Raw genomic sequence first — 16,431 nt, 5'->3', positions numbered from 1 at the left:
AGCATAGATGACGCAATCCAAGCGCGATCACCTGTCGTTCCTCGACCGCTATCTGACTCTGTGGATCTTCCTCGCGATGGCGCTGGGCGTGTTGCTCGGCTCGACCTTCGCCGGGCTTCCCGCCGCGATCGACAGCCTCTCATGGGGCCCGACCAACATCCCGATCGCGATCGGCCTCGTCCTGATGATGTATCCGCCGCTGGCGCGCGTTCGCTATGATGAACTCCCGCGGGTGTTCGAGGACAAGAAGGTGCTCGCGATCTCGTTGATCCAGAACTGGGTCATCGGCCCCGTGCTGATGTTCGCGCTTGCCGTCATCTTTCTCTCGGACAAGCCCGAATATATGACGGGCCTGATCCTCATCGGTCTCGCGCGCTGCATTGCGATGGTGATCGTCTGGAACCAGCTCGCGAAGGGCGACAATCAATATGTCGCGGCGCTTGTCGCGTTCAACTCGATCTTCCAGATCCTGTTTTTCAGCGTCTATGCCTGGTTCTTCCTGGCCGTGCTGCCGCCGCTATTCGGACTCGAAGGCAGCGTCATCGACGTAAGTTTCCGGACGGTTGCCGAGGCGGTGCTCATCTATCTCGGCATCCCGTTCCTCGCCGGCTTCCTGACCCGCAAGTGGCTCGCTGGCGCCAGGGGCAATGAGTGGTACGAGACGCGCTTCCTGCCGAAGATCGCGCCGATCACGCTGGTCGCACTGCTCTTTACGATCGTCGCGATGTTCAGCCTCAAGGGCGGCGAGATTGTAACCATTCCAGGCGATGTCGTGCGGATCGCGATCCCGCTGACCATCTATTTTGTCGTCCAGTTCGTCGTCAGCTTCTGGATGGGGAAGCTGGCCAAAGCCGATTATCCGCGCACGACCGCGGTCGCCTTCACCGCTGCCGGCAACAACTTCGAACTCGCGATAGCGGTCGCGATCGCCGCCTTCGGACTCGCCTCGCCAGTGGCCTTTGCCGCTGTCATCGGGCCGCTCGTCGAGGTGCCCGTGCTCATCTTGCTGGTCAACGTCGCCTTCTGGTTCGGGCGGCGCTGGTTCCCCGCGACGACCCCAACGAAAGCCTGATCATGTCCTCTTCCCCATATTCCCGCCTGCGCACGCTTGCCGACCCCGACCACTTGCCGGCGCTGCGTCCCGAATATCTCCGGCCGCAGCCCGGCCTCGGGCTGGGCGCGCTCGATCCGCCGCCCCGCATCCTGCTGCTTTACGGGTCCTTGCGCGAACGCTCCTACTCCCGGCTCGTCACCGAGGAGACAGCACGCTTGCTCCAGCTTTTCGGCTGCGAAACGCGCATCTTCGATCCCTCGGACCTGCCGCTTCCCGACCAGATCGCCGACGACGACCATCCCGCGGTCGAGGAATTGCGCCAGCATTCGATATGGTCCGAAGGCCAGGTCTGGTGTAGCCCCGAGCGCCACGGCCAGATCACCGGCATCATGAAAGCGCAGGTCGATCACCTGCCGCTCGCCTACAAGGGCCTCCGCCCGACGCAGGGGCGCACGCTCGCGGTGATGCAGGTGTCGGCGGGCTCGCAATCGTTCAACAGCGTCAACACACTGCGTATTCTGGGTCGCTGGATGCGGATGATCACCATCCCCAACCAGTCAAGCGTGGCGAAGGCCTATGCCGAATTTGACGAAGCCGGCCGCATGCTGCCGTCGAGTTATTACGACCGGATCGTCGATGTCGCCGAGGAACTGGTGCGCTTCACCGTGCTGACGCGCGGTCATGCCGACCAGTTGGTCGATCGCTATTCCGAGCGCAAGGATCGCGACGAACCCGTGATGACGTCGGCGGATTTGCTGGTCGCAGGGAACGCCTGAGTTCTTTTGCGCCACCCTCGAACGACCCGCCGGTGTTGGATTTTGCCGCACCAGCGGGCGCAATTAAACGCCGGCTGGCTGTTCCTTGTCGCCAAGTCCGGCCTCATCGGCTGTCAGCCGATCCACTCCGCCCTGCTGCGCTGAACTTCGATTATTTTGCACTTGCCCCTGTTGTCGTCCTGCACAGTCCAAGCGCTGCGTCTTTGCCCCGCCGGCCTCGAAGGCCGGGCCTGCGCAAAGCGTATCGTCGCCCGAGTGGGAGACCGCAAAACAGCCGTTGGAGAAGCGCAACCAACAAGGAAATGGCAGAATTCTGCCGCTATTCAAGGGTTCTTGGATATTATGAGAAGGGGAAAATGGTGCCCAGAAGAGGACTCGAACCTCCACGACCTTGCGATCGCCAGCACCTGAAGCTGGTGCGTCTACCAATTCCGCCATCTGGGCACGGGGTAGGAGCGGGCGCTTAGCGGCGCGGCCATCGGCTTGTCAACCGCGTCGCGGGGGCCGACGTGCATTTTATCGCAAAGCCGTGGGTTTTGCGTCATAATGCCGCCGTCGCCCCTTGCCCCCCTCCCCGCTTCGCGGCATGGGGAAGCCCCTCGGCGCACCCCGCGCCATCCAGAGAATCGATACAGGCGGATGCAAATGCAGAAACTCGACGGGCAATTGATCACGGTGCTGGGCGGCGGCGGCTTCCTTGGCCGTTATGTCGTGCAGCGGCTGCTCGCGCGCGGTGCCCGTGTCCGCGTCGCACAGCGCGCCCCCCGCGCCGCGACCTTCCTGAAGCCGCTCGGCGGGCTCGGCCAGACGCAGTTCGTCGCATGCGACGTGCGCAACCCCGCGAGCGTCGCGCGCGCCGTGCAGGGCAGCGACGCGGTGATCAACCTCGTCGGCGCCTTCGGCGACATGCAGGCCGTGCAGGCCGACGGCGCGGGCCATGTCGCGGCGGCGGCCAAGGCGGCGGGCGCCGCTGCGCTCGTCCATATCTCGGCGATCGGCGCCGACCGCGAAAGCGCCTCGGCCTATGGCCGCAGCAAGGGCGATGGCGAAGCCGCGGTGCGCGCGGCCTTTGCCGAGGCCGCGATCCTGCGCCCCTCGATCGTCTTCGGCCGCGAGGACCATTTCATCAACCGCTTCGCAACGATGATGCGCGTGGCACCCATCGTCCCGGTGATCGCCCCGCGAGCGAAATTCCAGCCGATTTACGTCGGCGACGTCGCCGACGCGGTCGTCGCGGCGCTGAGCGGCGACGCCGCAGGCAAGACCTATGAGCTTGGCGGGCCGCAGCAGTTCACCATGGCCGAACTGCTCCGCTGGATCGCGGGTGCGACCGGCCGCTCGCCCTTGTTCGTCGATGTGCCCGACTTCGTCGCCTCGGCGCTCGCCAGCGGCCTCGGCTGGGCGCCCGGCGCACCGATCACCAAGGACCAATGGCTGATGCTCCAGCATGACAATATCGTCGCCGATGGGGCGGCCGGCCTTGCGCAGCTCGGCATCACGCCGACATCGCTGGGGTCGGTTGCCGACGGCTGGCTCGTCCAATATCGCCGCCACGGCCGCTTCGCCGAGCTCGCCTCGCGATAATGGGTATCTGGCTGACCGCAATCATCCTCGGCATCGTCGAGGGTCTGACCGAGTTTTTGCCCGTCTCCTCGACGGGGCATCTGATCCTTGCGACCGAGCTGCTCGGCTATGACGCCGCGCGCTGGGCGATTTTCAACATCGCCATCCAGCCCGGCGCGATCCTCGCGATCGTCGTGCTGTACCGCAAGCTGTTCTGGGACATGTTCACCGGTTTCTTCCGGCGCGACCCGGTCGCGATCGCCTTCGTGCGCAACCTGCTGCTCGCTTTCTTCCCGGCGGTCGTCCTCGGGCTGGCCTTCGGCGATTATATCGAGCTGCTGCTGGAAAATGCCGTGGTGGTCGCCTGGGCATTGATCATCGGCGGCTTTGCGATCCTGCTCGTCGAGCGCTTCGCCAAGACCCGCGATGTCGGCGGCGTCGCCAATCTATCCGCGCGGCAGTCGGTCCTCGTCGGGCTCGTCCAGTGCATCGCGATGATACCGGGCGTGAGCCGCTCGGGCGCAACGATCCTTGGCGCGATGTCGTTCGGCGTCGACCGCAAGACCGCGGCCGAATTCAGCTTCTTCCTCGCGCTCCCGACGCTCACCGGCGCGACCGTGCTCCAGCTGTTCAAGCATCGCGACGCGATCACCTCGAACGACCTCGGCCTGATTGCGGTCGGATCGCTCGTCTCGTTCGTCGTCGCCTGGGCGGTGATCAAGGCCTTCCTCGCCGTTGTCACGCGTTATGGCTTTGCGCCCTTCGCCTGGTACCGAATCGTCGTCGGGGTCGCGGCGCTGATCTGGCTTGGCATGAGATAGGTCCGTAACGGGACTAATTGACGAAAGATAATTGCGCAGACCTGTTGGGAAGCAAATTTGCCTCTCGATTTAGGTTAGTAATATTGTCCTATCATGCAATTCGCCCGTGACAGGGCTTTGGTAGCCATGCAAATCCCCGGCCAACGAAGGGGATATTGCATGGCTTCCGAACGCATGCTCCAGTTTGTGGGGCGTGAACAATCCTATCCGGACAAGCGCTCGCCCGAGGAACGCGCGCGCGACTTCCACGAGATCGCCGAGCGCTACGCGGCGCCCGACGCCGACGCGCAGGCGGCGCGCTGCTCGCAATGCGGCGTGCCCTATTGCTCGGTGCACTGTCCGCTCCACAATCATATTCCCGACTGGCTGCGCCTGACCGCCGAGGGGCGGCTGCGCGAGGCCTATGAGCTTTCGAACGCGACCTCGACGATGCCCGAGATCTGCGGCCGCATCTGCCCGCAGGATCGCCTTTGCGAGGGCAATTGCGTGATCGAGTTTTCGGGGCATGGCGCAGTGACGATCGGCAGCGTCGAGAAATATATCACCGACACCGCCTGGGCCGAGGGCTGGGTCGAGCCGCTGCACCCCGGCGCCGCGACCGGCCAGTCGGTCGGCGTCATCGGCGCGGGCCCGGCGGGGCTGACGGCGGCCGAATATCTGCGTGTCGCGGGGCATGAAGTGCATGTCTATGACCGCCACGACCGCGCGGGCGGCCTCCTCACCTATGGCATTCCCGGTTTCAAGCTGGAGAAGGATGTCGTGATGCGCCGCATCGAGCGGCTCGAGCAAGGCGGCATCCAGTTCCATCTGGGCTTCGCGGTCGGCGAGGATGCGACGCTCGACGCGCTGCGCCAGAAGCATGACGCGATCCTGATCGCGACCGGCGTGTACAAAGCGCGCGAGATCAACGTCCCGGGCAACGAGGCCGCAGGCGTGATCGCGGCGCTCGACTATCTGATCGCGTCGAACCGCAAGAGCTTTGGCGACGAGGTTCCGGCGTTCGACGACGGCCGCCTCGACGCCAAGGGCAAGCATGTCGTCGTCATCGGCGGCGGCGACACCGCGATGGACTGCGTCCGCACCGCGGTGCGGCAGGGGGCAAAATCGGTGAAATGCCTCTATCGCCGCGACCGCGAGAATATGCCGGGGTCGCAGCGCGAGGTGACCAACGCCGAGGAGGAAGGCGTCGACTTCGTCTGGCTCTCGGCCCCCGAAAGCTTCACCGCGGACAAGCATGTCAAGCAAGTCGCAGTCGCGGGAATGCGCCTCGGCGCGCCCGACGCGAGCGGCCGCCGCAGCCCCGAGGCCGATCCGGGCCGCAAGTTCGACGTTCCCGCCGACATGGTGATCAAGGCATTGGGCTTCGATCCCGAGGAACTGCCGCACCTGTTCGGCGCGCCCGACCTGTCGGTCACGCGCTGGGGCACGCTGCGCGTCGATCATCAGACGATGATGACCAGCCTGCCGGGTGTCTTTGCAGCGGGCGACATCGTGCGCGGGGCGAGCCTGGTCGTCTGGGGCATTCGCGACGGCCGCGATGTCAGCGAACAGATGGCAAAGTGGTTGAAGGCGAAGGCGAAAAGCGAAAAGAAGGCGGCATGACCAACAGGGGAAGGAATTTCATGATGCCGTCGTTCAAATCGATCCTGCTTGCCGGTGCCGTTGCGATGCTGCCGCTGGGCGCGCCCGTCCATGCCGCGCCGGAAGAGGCGCCGGTTGCGGAGGTCGTCGCGGCACCCGCCGAGGATGAAACCGCCGCGCCGTTCGACAGCGAGGCCGCCGCCGCCGAGGCAAAGGCCAAGATGCAGAAGGAAATGGATGAGGCGATCGCGCTCATCGAAAAGATGTTCGACACGAGCGACCTGCCGCCGATCGACCCCGCGCGCCTGACGCTCGCGCAGCGGACGACCGCCGCGCTGATCCCGAACGGCAGCATCGAGAAGATGGTCGACAATCTTTACGGCAAGATGTTCAAGACGATCATGGGCGAGTTCGGCGGTCAGTCGGACCTGCTGCTCTCGATCAAGACCGGTGTCGAAACCGAACAGATCGCCGCGCTCGACGAAGCGACCAAAGGCAAGGTCGCCGATATGTTCGACCCGCACCGCAAGGAGCGCGACAAGCAGATCACACGGGTGATCAAGCCGCTGATCAGCGAGGCGCTCGCCGACATGGAACCGCCGATGCGCGACGGCCTCGCCAAGGCCTATGCGCGCAAGTTCACCGGCGCGCAGCTTGCCGACCTCAACGCTTTCCTCGCGACGCCGACGGGCAATCTCTATGCCGGCGAATGGATGGCGCTGCAGGCCGATCCCGAAGTGATGGTCGCGGTTATCAAGGCCGTTCCGCCGCTGGTCACCAAATTCATCGACCGCGCACCCGAGATCGAGAAGGATCTGAAGGAACTGCCGAAGGAAAAGCAGCTTTCCGACTTCGACGACAAGCAGCTCGGCACGCTCGCCAAGCTGATGAAAGTCGATGTGAGCGTGCTGAAGGAACAGCGCGACATGTGGGCCAGCGACACGATGGAGGCGACCGACGCGGTCGCGGTCGATGCGGCCGACGATTATGCGGTCGATGCCGCGGCAGATGCAGCCGACGCGGGAAGCTACGCCGCCGATGCGGCGGCAGCGGCGGTCGACGATCCCGCCTATGACCGCAGCAATTGGTCGGCGGCGGACCTGAAACGTGTCGAGGACCTCGAGCTCGCATATGAGAATGCTTCGATCGCCGCGCAGCAGGCCGCCGAGGAAGCGGCCGAGAATGCGCGCAAGAAGCTGCCCGATTAAGAACATTCCGTCAGGACGAAGATGATGACCCACTACCCCACCCCCGATCACGCGCGGCTTGCAGCCGAAGGCATGTATCGCCCGGACATGGAATCCGACGCCTGCGGCGTCGGCATGGTCGCGGCGACCGACGGCAAGGCCTCGCGCCGCGTCGTCGAGGCGGCGATCGAAGCCTTGCGGGCGGTCTGGCACCGCGGCGCGGTCGATGCCGACGGCAAGACCGGGGATGGGGCGGGCATCCATGTCGACCTGCCCGTCCGCTTCTTCGACGATGCGATCGCGGCGTCGGGGCACAAGGTGCTTCCGAACCGCCTCGCCGTCGGCATGATCTTCCTGCCGCGCACCGACCTCAATGCCCAGGAGGAATGCCGCACGATCGTCGAGGCCGAGATCATCGACGCGGGCTTCACCATCTATGGCTGGCGCCAGGTGCCCGTCGACGTCTCGGTCATCGGCGACAAGGCGCAGCGCACGCGCCCCGAGATCGAACAGATCATGATCGCCGGACCGCTGCCCGAGGAACAGTCGATCGATGAGTTCGAAAAGCAGCTTTACCTCGTCCGCCGCCGCATCGAGAAAAAGGTGATCGCGGCGCAGGTTGCCGATTTCTATATCTGCAGCCTGTCGGCGCGCTCGATCATCTACAAGGGGCTGTTCCTCGCCGAGAGCCTCGCCGATTTCTATCCCGACCTCACGAACAAGCTGTTCGAAAGCCGCGTCGCGATCTTCCACCAGCGCTATTCGACCAACACCTTCCCGCAATGGTGGCTCGCGCAGCCGTTCCGTTGCCTCGCGCACAATGGCGAGATCAACACGATCCGCGGCAACAAGAACTGGATGAAGAGCCACGAGATCAAGATGGCGAGCCTCGCCTTTGGCGAGCATAGCGAAGACATCAAGCCGGTGATCCCCGCGGGCGCATCGGACACCGCCGCGCTCGACGCGGTGTTCGAGGCGCTGTGTCGCGCCGGCCGCGATGCGCCGACCGCCAAACTGATCCTCGTTCCCGAAGCGTGGACGAACGAAAACGACGTTCCCGACAACCATCGCGCGATGTATAGCTATCTCGCCAGCGTCATGGAGCCGTGGGACGGCCCCGCCGCGCTCGCAATGACCGACGGCCGCTGGGCGGTCGCGGGCATGGACCGCAACGCGCTCCGCCCGTTGCGCTACACGCTGACCGCCGACAATCTGCTCGTCGTCGGTTCCGAAAGCGGCATGGTCCTGCTGCCCGAAGCGAGCGTGCGCAAGAAAGGCCGCCTTGGCCCGGGCCAGATGATCGCGGTCGATCTCGACCAGGGCACGCTTTATGAAGATCTCGCGATCAAGGACAAGATCGCCGACGCGCAGGATTATCCCTCGCGCGTCAAGGGCTTCCGCACGATGAGCGACCTGCCCAAGGGCGGCAAGTCGACGCTGCCGCAATGGGATCGCCAGGAACTGCTCCGCCGTCAGGTTGCGGCGGGGCTGACCATGGAGGATATGGAGCTGATCCTGTCGCCGATGGTCGAGGATGCGAAGGAAGCGATCGGGTCGATGGGCGACGATACGCCGCTTGCGGTCATCTCCGACAAGCCGCGCCATGTCGCGCAATTCTTCCGCCAGAATTTCAGCCAGGTCACCAACCCGCCGATCGACAGTCTGCGCGAACGGCATGTGATGAGCCTGAAGACGCGCTTCGCGAACCTCGCGAACATCCTCGACGAGAAAGGTCAGAGCGATCACGTTCTCGTGATCGACAGCCCCGTGCTCGTCGGCGACGACTGGGATCGCCTCCGCGCCTATTTCGGCGATGCCGTCGCCGACATCGACTGCACCTTTGCCGCAGGTGGCGACGCATCGACGCTGCGCGAGGCGATCGCGCGCGTCCGCCGCGAAGCCGAGGACGCGGTGCGCGCGGGGCGCAGCGAACTCTTCCTGACCGACCAGAATATCGGTGAGGGCCGCGTCGGCGTGGCGATGGTGCTCGCCGCCGCCGCCGTCCACACGCATCTCGTGCGCAAGGGACTGCGCAGCTACGCGTCGATCAACGTGCGTTCGGCCGAGGTGCTCGACACGCATGCGTTCGCCGTGCTCGTCGGCGTTGGCGCGACGACAGTCCACGCCTATCTCGCCGAAGCCGCGATCGCCGATCGCCAGTCGCGCGGCCTGTTCGGCGCGTTGACGCTCGACGAATGCCGCCAGCGTTTCCGCAAGGCGATCGACGACGGCCTGCTCAAGATTCTCGCCAAGATGGGGATCGCGGTGATCTCCTCCTATCGCGGCGGCTATAATTTCGAGGCGGTCGGACTGTCGCGCGCGCTCGTCAACGACCTCTTTCCGGGGATGCCGGCAAAGATTTCGGGCGAAGGCTATCAGTCGCTGTTCATCAACGCGACCGACAAGCATTGCGCCGCGTTCGACAGCCGCGTCACCACCCTGCCCATCGGTGGCTTCTACCGCCAGCGCGCGGGGGGCGAGGCGCATGCCTATTCGGCGCAGCTGATGCACCTGCTGCAGACCGCGGTCGCGACCGACAGTTATTCGACCTATCTGCAATTCGCGCGCGGGGTGGCCGATCTGCCGCCGATTTACCTCCGCGATCTGATGGAGTTCAACTATCCGGCGCAGGGCGTCGCGCTCGACAGCGTCGAGGCGATCACCGAAATCCGCAAGCGCTTCGTCACGCCCGGCATGTCCCTGGGCGCGCTGTCACCCGAGGCGCACGAGACGCTGGCGATCGCGATGAACCGCATCGGGGCGAAGGCCGTATCGGGCGAAGGCGGCGAGGCGAGCGAACGCTACAAACCCTATGCCAATGGCGACAACGCCAACAGCAACATCAAGCAGATCGCGAGCGGCCGCTTCGGCGTCACCGCCGAATATCTCGGCGCGTGCGACGAGATCGAGATCAAGGTCGCACAGGGCGCCAAGCCCGGCGAAGGCGGTCAGCTTCCTGGCTTCAAGGTTACCGAGTTCATCGCACGGCTGCGCCACGCGACGCCGGGCGTGACACTCATCTCGCCGCCGCCGCACCACGACATCTATTCGATCGAGGATCTGGCGCAGCTCATCTACGACCTCAAGCAGATCAATCCGAAGGCGCGCGTTTGCGTGAAGCTCGTCAGTTCGGCGGGCATCGGGACCGTCGCTGCGGGGGTCGCCAAGGCCCACGCCGATGTGATCCTCGTCGCGGGCAACACCGGCGGCACTGGCGCCTCGCCCCAGACCAGCGTCAAATATGCCGGCACGCCGTGGGAGATGGGCCTGAGCGAAGTCAATCAGGTGCTGACGCTCAACGGCCTGCGCCACCGCATCCGTCTCCGCACCGACGGCGGGCTCAAGACCGGGCGCGATATCGTGATCGCGGCGATTCTCGGCGCCGAAGAATTCGGCATCGGCACGCTCAGCCTCGTCGCCATGGGCTGCATCATGGTGCGCCAGTGCCATTCGAACACCTGCCCGGTCGGCGTCTGCACGCAGGATGAGAAACTACGCCAGAAATTCACCGGCTCGCCCGAGAAGGTGATCAACCTGATGACCTTCATCGCCGAGGAAGTGCGCGAGATCCTCGCCAAGCTGGGGGTCACGAGCCTCGACGAGGTGATCGGCCGCACCGAGCTGCTGCGCCAGGTCAGCCGCGGCGCCGAGCATCTCGACGACCTCGACCTCAACCCGATCCTCGCCAAGGTCGACGCGCCCGACGACCAGCGCCGGTCGCAGGGACCGAACTTCCGCAACGCGGTGCCCGACAGTCTCGACGCGCAGATATTGGGCGACGCGAAGCCGCTGTTCGAGCGCGGCGAACGCATGCAGCTCACCTATAACGTCCGCAACACGCACCGCGCCGTCGGCACGCGCCTGTCGGCCGAGGTCACCGCGCGCTTCGGGATGAAGGGGCTCGCCGACAATCATGTTCAGGTGCGCCTCCGCGGCACGGCCGGCCAATCGCTCGGCGCCTTCCTGTGTCAGGGAATCACGCTCGAAGTGTTCGGCGACGCGAACGACTATGTCGGCAAGGGCCTGTCGGGCGGCCGCATCATCGTGCGCCCCACGGTGTCGAGCCCGCTGGTCAGCCAGCATAACAGCATCGTCGGCAACACCGTGCTCTATGGCGCGACCGCGGGCACGCTGCTCGCGGCGGGCCAGGCAGGCGAGCGCTTTGCGGTCCGCAACTCGGGCGCGAAGGTCGTCGTCGAAGGCTGCGGCGCCAACGGCTGCGAATATATGACCGGGGGCACTGCGGTGATCCTCGGTCCCGTGGGATCGAACTTCGGCGCGGGCATGACCGGCGGCATGGCCTTCATCCTCGACACCGACGATCAGTTCGAACGCCGCGCCAATCCCGAATCGATCGTCTGGCAGCGGCTCGCGAGCATCCATTGGGAGACGGTGCTCAAGGATCTGGTCGAGGAGCATGGCAAGGCGACGGGCAGCAAATGGTCGGCCGAAGTCCTCGCCGACTGGGACCGCTGGCGGGGCCGTTTCTGGCAGGTATGCCCCAAGGAAATGCTCAGCCGCCTGACCCATTCGCTGAACGAGGAAGAGGTCGAGGTCGTCGCGGCAGAGTAAACAAATCCTCCCTGTGGCGAAGCCATGGGGAGGATATTTATCGCGCCAGCATCGCAACTTGTCTCAAGCGTCTCTTACGTTCACGCCAGCGAAAGCGTATGGCCTGTAAGGACACCCCACGCTGATCCCCCTCGTCCTTTGAAAGGATGGAGCCATGACCCGTATTGCCCTGATCGCCCTCCCCCTGTTCGCGTGCGCCGCGCCATTGCCCGCGGCCGCCAGCGAAATGAACGATACCGTCGCGACGCTGAACGATCCGGTGGCGCAGGACCGGATGGCCGAAACGATCACCGCGATGGTCGGCGCGCTGATGCAGATGCAGGTCGGCCCGCTCGCGAAAGCCGTTGCGCAGATCGACCCCGAATCCGACGCCGCCTATATTCCGCCCGATGCGACGCTCGGCGAAGTGACGGGGCGCGATCCCTATTATGCCGAACGCATGGGCGACGACGTCCGCGCGACCACGCGCATGGCAGGTCATGCCGCATCGGCTATCGCGGCTTATGCCCCCGTCCTCAAGGATATGGCGCGCGACCTTGCCGCCCAGTGGGAACGCGAACGCGAAGCGGCGCGCCGCTGACGCTTAATCCACGATCGACCGCCCGCCGCACGCCATAGCCGTTGCGCGGGCTGCCCCGCTGCCGCTATGCCGGAGCCATGTGGCAACTCTATCAATTCCCGCTCTGTCCCTTTTCGCGCAAGGTTCGTCTTTTGCTGGGCGAAAAGGGCGTCGGATATGAATTGGTGCGCGAATCGCCGTGGGAACGCCGCGACGAATTCATCGACCTGAATCCGGCCGGCCGCACCCCGGTGATGGTCGATCAGGCGCGCGGGCAGGTGCTGATGGACAGCATGGCGATCGCCGAATATTTCGAGGAAACCGTCGAAGGCAAGGCGATGATCAACGGCACCGCCGCCAACCGCGCCGAGATCCGCCGGCTGACCGCCTGGTTCGACCATGATTTTTATTATGAAGTCACCGGACCCTTGCTCTTCGAACGGATGCAGAAGCGCATCGTCCACCGCCAGCCGCCCGACGGCGGCGCGCTGCGCGAGGCGATGAAGGCGGCGAACAACCATCTCGATTATGTCGACTATCTCATCGACCACCGCACCTGGCTCGCCGGCGCGACGATGAGCCTCGCCGACCTGACCGCCGCCGCGCATATCTCGGTCGCCGATTATCTCGGCGGCATCGACTGGACGGGGCACGAACAGACCAAGGGCTGGTATTCGGGGTTGAAGTCGCGCCCCAGTTTCCGCCCGCTGCTGGCCGAACGGATGGAGATCGTGACGCCGCCGAAATATTATGAGGATGTCGATTTTTAGGGCAGACGGACCCCAAAAATCCGTTCGTGCTGAGCTTGTCGAAGCACCGCCCTTCCTTCCTTTGGACGTGAAAAGAAAGAACGGCCCTTCGGCAAGCTCAGGGCAAGCGGTTTTGAGGCGCTAGCACCCCTTGTATTTCCAGTTCCGGTCCTTGCCCTCGGCAACCTGCGCGACGATCGTTTCAATGCGCTTCACCCGCGTTTCCTCGCGCTTCGCCTCGAGCACCCATTCGATATAATCGCGCCGCTTGCCCGGCGAGAAGACATCCCAATGGCCCTGCGCAGCGGCATCGGCCTTGAGCGCCGCGCCGAGATCATCCGGCAAATCAAGCGCCGGCCTGGGCTTCGGTGGCGGGCGCTTCGGTTTCCCTTCGCCACAGAGCGCCGCGGCTTTCGCAATATAGGCCGCCATCATCTTGTCGGCGGGCAGGTCGGCCAGCGACGCCAGCCGCCCCATGCTGCCCATAGCGCCGGTATCGCGCGGCGATCCCGTGACTTCCTCGTCGCGCCAGAAACCGAAGGTCGCATGTTCCTTGAACGCCGCCATGCCCGCCAGATTCTGCCCATTCAGCACGAAATGCGGCACGCCCCATTTCAGCGTTTCCTCAGCGCCCGGGGCATGGGTGTGCACGAGCTCGCGCAGATGGTTCAGGATCGGCTGCGCGAAGGGCTGCCGCTTCGCGATATAGGCATCGACGCGCGGGTCGCGGCTCACCCCGCGTGTCTCGCCGCGACCAGATAGTTGAGCGCCTCGCTGCCGCCGAGCTTGAAGCCCTTGGCCGCGGACGGCGACAGGCCGGTGCGGTCGACGACCTCGATCCCCGCGCCTTCGAGCAGCTTCGTCAGTTCCTCGGGCTTCAGGAACTGATCCCAGTCGTGCGTCCCGCGCGGCACCGCGCCGACGCGCTCGGCGGCTTCGACGAGCAGAAGCTTCGACAGCATCGTGCGGTTCGGGGTCGAGAGGATCATCAGCCCGCCGGGCGCAAGCCGCGCCGCAAGCTCGCCAATGAACGCGGCGGGATCGGTAACATGCTCGACAACTTCCATCGAAGTCACGAGGTCGAACTTTGCCGGGGGAAGCGCAGCGAGTTCGCCCGCAAAATAGTCGATCGGGAGCCCCTGCCCAGCCGAATGCTCGCGCGCCGCCGCGATATTCTCCGGCGCCGCATCGACGCCCGTGACCCTTGCGCCCATGCGCGCGAGCGGTTCGGCGAGCAGCCCCGCACCGCATCCGACATCGATCGCGCTCCGCCCCGCGAGCGCGTGACGTTCGCGCGCATCGACATGCCAATGCGCATCGATCCGGTCGCGAATATAGGCCAGCCGCACCGGATTGAGCTTGTGCAGCATGGCCGACGATCCGTGCGGGTCCCACCAGTCGGCGGCGAGCGCTCCGAAATGGGCGGCTTCGTGCGGGTTGATCGTCGCGGCACTCATGCCCGCGATGTGGCACCGTGCCTCACGCCATGCAAGAAATTCTATCGCGTGCGCGTGTTCGCGCGCTTGCCATCGCCCTCCCCCTTCCGTAACGACGCGGGCGCCGCGGAAATGCTTGGAAAAGTTGCGGCTGAAACCAGATCAGGAAAGCGGGGCGACATGGCGCGGATCGTGATGAAATTCGGGGGCACGTCGATGGCGGGCACCGAGCGGATTCGCACCGTGGCGAAACTTGTCGCCCGCGAAGTGGCGAATGGCAACGAAGTCGCGGTCGTCGTCTCCGCCATGGCGGGCGAGACCGACCGGCTCGTCAATTTCTGCCGCGAGGCGAACCCGCGCTACGACCCCGCCGAATATGACGTCGTCGTCGCGGCGGGCGAGCAAGTGACCTCGGGCCTGCTCGCGCTCACGCTGCAGGCGATGGGTGTCCCCGCGCGCAGCTGGCTCGGCTGGCAGCTGCCGATCCGCACCGAGGAGGCGCACGCCCGCGCGCGCATCGTCGACATCGACACCGGCGCGCTGACCGCCGCGATGGCACGCGGCGAGGTCGCGGTGATCCCCGGTTTCCAGGGCATGATGGACGACGGCCGCCTCGCGACGCTCGGCCGTGGCGGGTCGGACACCAGCGCGGTCGCCGTGGCGGCGGCGGTGAAGGCCGACCGCTGCGACATCTACACCGACGTCGACGGCGTCTACACCACCGACCCGCGCATCGTCGCGCGCGCGCGCAAGCTCGACTATGTCACCTATGAGGAAATGCTCGAGCTCGCGAGCGTCGGCGCCAAGGTGCTCCAGACGCGCTCGGTCGGGCTCGCGATGAAGATGGGCGTGCGCGTGCAGGTCCTATCGAGCTTCGTCGAGGGCGACGAGGCTCCAAAAAAAGGCACGATGATCGTCAGCGACGAGGAAATAGAGGAACATCAGATGGAACGGCAGCTGATCACCGGCATCGCCCACGACAAGAATGAAGCGAAGATCATCGTCACGCGCGTCCCCGACAAGCCCGGTGCGGTCGCCAACATCTTCGGCCCGCTCGCCGCGGCGGGGATCAACGTCGATATGATCATCCAGAATGTCGGCCGCGAAAAAGGCGAGACCGACGTGACCTTTACCGTTCCCGCCACCGACCTGCTGCGTTCGATCGACCTGCTCGAAGGTGCGAAGGACAAGATCGGCTTCAACCGCATCATCAGCGACGACAAGGTCGCGAAGATCAGTGTCGTCGGCGTGGGCATGAAAAGTCACGCCGGGGTCGCGAGCACGATGTTCCGTGCGCTTGCGGACCGGGGTATCAACATCCAGGCGATCTCGACCAGCGAGATCAAGGTCAGCGTTCTGATCGACGAGGATGAAACCGAACTCGCGGTGCGCGTGCTGCACACCGCTTACGGGCTCGACGCCGACTGACCCTATTCGGCAGCGAGCGGCTTCAGCTCGCTGCCCGCGCGGCGGCGCAGCCGTGCCTGCGTGATGACATGCACCACCGCGATGTGGATTGCGAACAGGCCGAATTTCGACGCCAGCGGGAAAATCCCGATGAACAGCGGCCACCATTGGGTGAAGAACAGCGCGATGACGAGATTGAGCCCCGCGCTTGTGAACATCAGCGCCGCCCAGATCATGCCGAAACGGTCCATCACGTCACCGACCATCGCCAGTTGCTCGGGCGGGATATACCGGTTGAGCCACCCCTTGCGCAGCATCACGGTGCCGACGATCAGATAGACGATCGTCGGCTTCGCCATCACGAAGCGCGGATCGCCGGTGAAAAGCGTCGCCGCCGCCGTGAAGAGCACCGAGGCAAGGCTGATCCACTGCAGCGCCGCGACCTTGTGCCCACGCGCGAGTTCATAGCCGACGACCGCGATCGCCACGATCGAGCCGGCGACCGTGGCGGCGACGATTCCGGCACCCACGGCCAGCAAAACCGCAAAAACGATGATGCCGAGCGAGTCGAACAGCATCGGGCCGATGGCGTAAAACAGCGTCCGCATGGTGCATCCTCTTTTTCCGCGAATCAATGTTGTCGTCGTAAACATTGCCCATCGCGAGCCATGCAGTCAAGGCTAAATTTACATTGTTAACATTGCCCGCGATGAAAGGTGCCACACG

General features: G+C 65.0%; 13 protein-coding genes and 1 tRNA gene. 10 read left to right on the top strand and 4 right to left on the bottom strand.

Annotated elements, in window-relative coordinates:
• Nucleotides 1-7 precede the first annotated feature (7 nt).
• On the top strand, nucleotides 8-1,072 hold the full coding sequence (arsB, locus tag VSX79_RS02860) for an ACR3 family arsenite efflux transporter (protein WP_326914355.1): 1,065 nt from the start codon (nucleotides 8-10) through the stop codon (nucleotides 1,070-1,072).
• Between the two features lie 2 nt (nucleotides 1,073-1,074).
• Nucleotides 1,075-1,830 (top strand): arsenical resistance protein ArsH, encoded by a 756-nt coding sequence (arsH, locus tag VSX79_RS02855; protein ID WP_179499480.1) that lies wholly within the window; start codon nucleotides 1,075-1,077, stop codon nucleotides 1,828-1,830.
• A gap of 357 nt (nucleotides 1,831-2,187) precedes the next feature.
• Here the strand turns inward: arsH and VSX79_RS02850 are convergent.
• Nucleotides 2,188-2,274, bottom strand: a tRNA-Leu gene (locus VSX79_RS02850).
• A gap of 201 nt (nucleotides 2,275-2,475) precedes the next feature.
• Between VSX79_RS02850 and VSX79_RS02845 the strand changes: the two genes are divergently transcribed.
• From VSX79_RS02845 to VSX79_RS02815, 7 genes are all read left to right on the top strand, one after another.
• Nucleotides 2,476-3,414 carry a complex I NDUFA9 subunit family protein gene (locus tag VSX79_RS02845; RefSeq protein WP_179499510.1) on the top strand — a complete coding sequence of 313 codons (939 nt, stop codon included), beginning with the start codon at nucleotides 2,476-2,478 and terminating at the stop codon, nucleotides 3,412-3,414.
• The gene (locus VSX79_RS02840) at nucleotides 3,414-4,214 is read left to right on the top strand and encodes an undecaprenyl-diphosphate phosphatase (RefSeq protein WP_179499511.1); all 801 of its coding nucleotides are present in this window, start codon (nucleotides 3,414-3,416) and stop codon (nucleotides 4,212-4,214) included. Before VSX79_RS02845 ends, VSX79_RS02840 begins: the two co-directional genes overlap by 1 nt.
• Before the next feature lie 159 nt (nucleotides 4,215-4,373).
• On the top strand, nucleotides 4,374-5,816 hold the full coding sequence (locus VSX79_RS02835; RefSeq protein ID WP_179499512.1) for an NAD(P)-dependent oxidoreductase: 1,443 nt from the start codon (nucleotides 4,374-4,376) through the stop codon (nucleotides 5,814-5,816).
• Nucleotides 5,813-7,003 carry a DUF2059 domain-containing protein gene (locus VSX79_RS02830; protein ID WP_326914354.1) on the top strand — a complete coding sequence of 397 codons (1,191 nt, stop codon included), beginning with the start codon at nucleotides 5,813-5,815 and terminating at the stop codon, nucleotides 7,001-7,003. Before VSX79_RS02835 ends, VSX79_RS02830 begins: the two co-directional genes overlap by 4 nt.
• A 21-nt stretch (nucleotides 7,004-7,024) precedes the next feature.
• Nucleotides 7,025-11,554, top strand: coding sequence for a glutamate synthase large subunit (gene gltB, locus VSX79_RS02825; RefSeq protein WP_179499514.1), 4,530 nt, complete (start codon nucleotides 7,025-7,027; stop codon nucleotides 11,552-11,554).
• Nucleotides 11,555-11,708: 154 nt separating this feature from the next.
• Nucleotides 11,709-12,134: a hypothetical protein gene (locus VSX79_RS02820; protein ID WP_179499515.1), complete on the top strand. Its 426-nt coding sequence runs from the start codon at nucleotides 11,709-11,711 to the stop codon at nucleotides 12,132-12,134.
• A 77-nt stretch (nucleotides 12,135-12,211) separates the two neighbouring features.
• Nucleotides 12,212-12,883 carry a glutathione S-transferase family protein gene (locus VSX79_RS02815; RefSeq protein WP_137754256.1) on the top strand — a complete coding sequence of 224 codons (672 nt, stop codon included), beginning with the start codon at nucleotides 12,212-12,214 and terminating at the stop codon, nucleotides 12,881-12,883.
• 120 nt (nucleotides 12,884-13,003) lie between these two features.
• Here the strand turns inward: VSX79_RS02815 and VSX79_RS02810 are convergent, their stop codons facing one another.
• On the bottom strand, nucleotides 13,004-13,597 hold the full coding sequence (locus tag VSX79_RS02810; RefSeq protein WP_179499516.1) for a YdeI/OmpD-associated family protein: 594 nt from the start codon (nucleotides 13,595-13,597) through the stop codon (nucleotides 13,004-13,006).
• A complete protein-coding gene (ubiG, locus tag VSX79_RS02805) occupies nucleotides 13,594-14,319 on the bottom strand; it encodes a bifunctional 2-polyprenyl-6-hydroxyphenol methylase/3-demethylubiquinol 3-O-methyltransferase UbiG (protein ID WP_179499517.1) in 726 nt (241 codons plus the stop codon). Before ubiG ends, VSX79_RS02810 begins: the two co-directional genes overlap by 4 nt.
• A gap of 159 nt (nucleotides 14,320-14,478) precedes the next feature.
• On the opposite strand from ubiG, the gene VSX79_RS02800 reads away from it, so the two are divergent.
• Nucleotides 14,479-15,726: an aspartate kinase gene (locus VSX79_RS02800; protein ID WP_179499518.1), complete on the top strand. Its 1,248-nt coding sequence runs from the start codon at nucleotides 14,479-14,481 to the stop codon at nucleotides 15,724-15,726.
• Nucleotides 15,727-15,728: 2 nt separating this feature from the next.
• On the opposite strand, the gene VSX79_RS02795 is transcribed toward VSX79_RS02800, so the two are convergent.
• Entirely contained in the window at nucleotides 15,729-16,313 is a 585-nt protein-coding gene (locus VSX79_RS02795; protein ID WP_326914353.1) for an inner membrane-spanning protein YciB, read from the bottom strand.
• Nucleotides 16,314-16,431 lie beyond the last annotated feature (118 nt).

It is taken from the genome of Sphingopyxis chilensis (genome assembly GCF_035930445.1).
Lineage (GTDB): Bacteria > Pseudomonadota > Alphaproteobacteria > Sphingomonadales > Sphingomonadaceae > Sphingopyxis > Sphingopyxis chilensis.
This window is presented reverse-complemented; position numbering and strand designations above follow the sequence as displayed.